Raw genomic sequence first — 3,877 nt, 5'->3', positions numbered from 1 at the left:
AAAGCCTGATCCATCCCAATCACACACCCTCAACTCCTAGACCTCCATGTCTGTCCCAACTCTTCTCGACATCGCCAAGCTGGACGCCGGTATCGGCTATCCGCTCATTGAGGAAGCCGTCAAACTGGCTCCTGAACTCGCCGTCGTGCCCGCCGACACCATCCTCGGCACCACGATGGAACTTACGGTACGCACCGGCCTGCCCACCGTGCGCTTTCGCAATGCCAACGAGGGCGTCGCACGCAGCAAATCCAGCTATGAAACGCGCACCTTCCAAACCCACATCCTCGATCACCAGATCGCTGTGGATGCGCAGGTTGTTGAGGGCGCACGCGACCGTGGTCGCTTGCTCGAAAATCATGCCTCGGGTGTAATTGAAGCCTCCATGCAATACATCGGCTCGCAGTTCTATTATGGCACGGGCAACGACAGCAAGGGCTTCCCCGGCTTGCTCGCGCAGGCCAAGGCGGATGCTGCCCATGTGGTCGATGCGGGTGGCGCTGCCTCCAAATCTTCGGTGTGGTTCCTGCGCCTGGGCCGCGAGTGCGTCGAGTTCCTCTTCGGCAACAACCAGACCATCCGCCTGCAAGACGTGTGGGATTTGGAAACCGTCTATGATACGGACGGCAATCCCTACAAGGCCTACACCAACTGGATGACGGGCCGCATCGGCATGCGTCTGGCGAACAAAAACTGTGCTGTGCGCGTCAAGAACGTCGAGGAAACCGGTGCGGGCAAAAAGATGCTCAACGACACCATCCTCTACTCGGCCTACGAGAAGTTCACGGAGTTCGGCCTGGAGCCGACCCACATCTTCATGAACGGCCGCTCCCGTGAGCAGTTGCGCAACAGCCGCACGGCCACCACGACCAACGGCACTCCCGCGCCGCTACCCACCGAATGGGAAGGCATCCCGATCATTCGCACCGCCTCCATCGCCAACGACGAGGCGTGATCCAAACTTTATCCCCTGATCCATCATCATGCACTCCCTCAAAGACGCCCAACTCACCCAGTCCGTCGCGCTTGCCGCCGCAGGCGCTTCGGCCTCCACTGCTCCCCTCGATCTGAGCCAACCACCACCCAACGAACACAGCTTCGAGGTGGAGTTGGCGCTGCCCGAGCTCGCCGATCTTGCCGATGGCAAATCGGTCACAGCCACGCTGGAGGATTCGGAGGACGGTGAATCATTTGCCGCCATCCCCGAACTTGCCGAGTTCACGGTCACAGGTAGCGGTGGCAACGGCTCCAATGCGGCCACACGTCGTGTGCGACTACCTTCCAGCGCTCGTCGTCACCTGCGCGCCACCGTAGCAACCGAAGCGGCGGCGGGCGATCTCACCGCGCACAAACTCACCCTCGCTTTGGTGTTCTGATTTCCTGGGGCGCAGGCCTCGGGTTCGGGTGCAGCCCTCCACCGCTTCATGCGGAGAGGGCTGTTTTGTTGGGACACGCGGCACGCCAACAGAGGAGCTTCAAACGACACCAATGAATAGTCCAGCCCGCATAAATGCTGCTGACAAGCCTCACGATCTGTGAATAATCTTCTATGTTCGCCAATAAAAACCTGATGGAACCCGAACCCCAAAAATCCACCTCACGCGCAAACCAATGGATATATTTAGCGGTATTCTTCGGGCTACCGATGGGTGCATTGTATTCGTTGCAGAACAATAACTGGTTGATCGGTATGGGGGGAGGTCTTGTTGCAGGAGCGCTCTTCGCTATTCTCATGCGTGGGTTTTTGGCGCGACAGACGAAGCAATTTTCGGTTGATAAGCCAGATCTTGATGGCGCGGCAATTTTATTTGAGGGACCTGCGAATCACTTCAAGGGAGCGGAAGGGGTGGGGGGATACCTTTGGCTTACCCCAGGGCAACTCTTTTTCCGATCTCACAGGTTCAATATCCAGAATCACGAGTGCCAAATACCTCTATCTCAGATTGCGGAGGTCGACGCGAACAAGACGCTCGGCATGATTCCCAACGGTCTCTTGGTGCGGCTCGTTTCGGGCACACAAGAGAGATTCGTACTTAATAAGAATAGAGACTGGGCAGCCAAAATATTGGGTGCGAGAAATTCCCAAAAGGAGCCTCAGACGGACGATAGTCCATGAGGCGAACAAGACGTGGTGGACAGCCAGCTACCCGCTCCGAGTCGGAATGACCCTCCTCACTACAAACCTTAACACTATTTCGGAGTGGCCCTGCGCGACCGAGTAGAGTGTTGCGCGGTAGTGCACAGCAGGGTGCGCTTGACACAAATCCCGGCGGATGACCATCCACACTGAAATCGCCGCCGACTTTGAGCACATGCTTGCGGAGTTCGGCAAGCCGGTTCAGTTCCTCGGTCGCACGCTGCTGGCGATGATTTCTGAGCCCATGCTCTCTGGAGAACTCGTGCTCGGCGGTGAAGTCGATGACGTGCGCTTCACCGCCAAGGTGCTGCGCTCCGCTCTTTCCGAACTTCCGCGCAGCGGCCAGATCGTCCACTGGGATCAGAAGGACTACCGCATCAAAGCCGTGATGAACCGTCCGCCTCACGCCATCGTCACCCTGGAACTCGGTCCTGTTGATCCCTGACATGCGCGTCACTGGCAAAGTCACGGGACTCGACCCGATCAAAAAGCAGATCGCTCTTTTCCCCAAAGAAGTGCAGCGCCCCATGGACAAGCTGCTCATCCAGGAAGTGCGCACGCTCGCCGTGGAGAGTGCGCGGATCACGTTGCCGTTTGGCCTCACCGACAAACCCTTCAAGAAACTCGCGGCTCGCATCAAGGCGGACATCAACCGTATCTTTAAACGTGCTGACAACCTCGGCACAGCCTTCAAACAACTCGAAGCCGCTGATCCCGTACTTGCTCGTGAATACTGGCGTGCCGACAAGAACGGCGAACCGGAGAAGGCCCGGCGCATCCTGCGCAAACTGTGCGCCAAGGCAGGCATTCCCATCGGAGCTATCCGCCCGGACCTCCACAAGAACGCCCGCACGGCTCGCTATGGTCGTGTGCCTGACAGTGCCAAAACGTTGGCAGTGATTTCCAAAGGAGAAGCTCTGGATCGCTACATCGCCAAAGTGCAGAAGCAGATCGGTGCGGTGAAGGCCGGCTGGATCGCCGCAGCCAAGGCCTTGGGCGGCACCGTGCGAGGGATTCCGCGCTGGGCCAACACCGGCGCGCACAAGAACTCGCATGGAAGTGCCGCAGTGAAACGCGCTGAGAAGGGCTCCACCGTGGAACTCACCAACCAAGTCAGCTACGCACCCCAAGCCTGCGACGACGGCCAGTTGCGTCATGCCGAACGTCGTGCACGCCTGCGCTTGCAGAACGCCATAGCTGAAAAACTCAAGGCCATGGCCGAGCGTGCGTTTCGACAACGCAAGTAGGGCATGGAAGCACCACCCTCACTCGAACATCGCCTCGCCACTCTTCTCGCCGCTTATCTCACGCACGTCCATGCGGAGGCCAACCTGCCACCCGCACTGACCATTGGCATCGGCCTTGAAATCGCAACACGCACCCGGCCCTGCGTCGTCTGCCACATCGACACGCTGGAGTTTCCACATCCCAAGCTCGCACAGGCGGACGGTCAGATCATTCTGTTCACCCATGCCGATGAAACTCCCGTGCTGCAGGAAGCGCTCTGGGTGGCCGTACTGCGCACGGCCTTGAGCAATGCCGGAGCGTTCTTTGCTTGGCTTGGCACGTTGCCCGAGGATCAACGCATTGGCTGGGACATCCGCCGCCTGCGCATCACTCGCAGCGAAACCGACCTCAATCGCGAAGATCGCACCCGCAGCCACACCACGCGCTTCGCCATCAGCGCCCAGTCCGCCGAATTGACATCCGCCGCCTGAGCAAAGCCATGCCAGTGCAAGC

The 3,877-nt window shown here is 59.0% G+C and carries 6 protein-coding genes; all 6 read left to right on the top strand.

Annotated features, from left to right (window positions below):
* Nucleotides 1-46 precede the first annotated feature (46 nt).
* The 6 genes from AC6FTP_RS25965 (at nucleotide 47) to AC6FTP_RS25940 (ending at nucleotide 3,855) form a co-directional block, all read left to right on the top strand.
* Complete coding sequence (locus tag AC6FTP_RS25965; protein WP_497209802.1) at nucleotides 47-955, top strand: major capsid protein; 909 nt, start codon at nucleotides 47-49, stop codon at nucleotides 953-955.
* A 28-nt stretch (nucleotides 956-983) separates the two neighbouring features.
* A complete protein-coding gene (locus tag AC6FTP_RS25960; RefSeq protein ID WP_497209801.1) occupies nucleotides 984-1,376 on the top strand; it encodes a hypothetical protein in 393 nt (130 codons plus the stop codon).
* 173 nt (nucleotides 1,377-1,549) lie between these two features.
* Nucleotides 1,550-2,116 carry a PH domain-containing protein gene (locus tag AC6FTP_RS25955; protein ID WP_497209800.1) on the top strand — a complete coding sequence of 189 codons (567 nt, stop codon included), beginning with the start codon at nucleotides 1,550-1,552 and terminating at the stop codon, nucleotides 2,114-2,116.
* A 157-nt stretch (nucleotides 2,117-2,273) separates the two neighbouring features.
* Nucleotides 2,274-2,582, top strand: a complete 309-nt coding sequence (locus AC6FTP_RS25950) for a hypothetical protein (RefSeq protein ID WP_497209799.1) — start codon at nucleotides 2,274-2,276, stop codon at nucleotides 2,580-2,582.
* A 1-nt stretch (nucleotide 2,583) separates the two neighbouring features.
* Nucleotides 2,584-3,384: a hypothetical protein gene (locus tag AC6FTP_RS25945; RefSeq protein ID WP_497209798.1), complete on the top strand. Its 801-nt coding sequence runs from the start codon at nucleotides 2,584-2,586 to the stop codon at nucleotides 3,382-3,384.
* Nucleotides 3,385-3,387: 3 nt separating this feature from the next.
* Nucleotides 3,388-3,855: a hypothetical protein gene (locus AC6FTP_RS25940; RefSeq protein ID WP_497209797.1), complete on the top strand. Its 468-nt coding sequence runs from the start codon at nucleotides 3,388-3,390 to the stop codon at nucleotides 3,853-3,855.
* Nucleotides 3,856-3,877 lie beyond the last annotated feature (22 nt).

The organism is Prosthecobacter sp., assembly GCF_044378005.1.
Taxonomy (GTDB): domain Bacteria; phylum Verrucomicrobiota; class Verrucomicrobiia; order Verrucomicrobiales; family Verrucomicrobiaceae; genus Prosthecobacter.
Note: the sequence above shows the minus strand (reverse complement) of the source record. Positions and strands in the feature narration are given on the sequence as shown.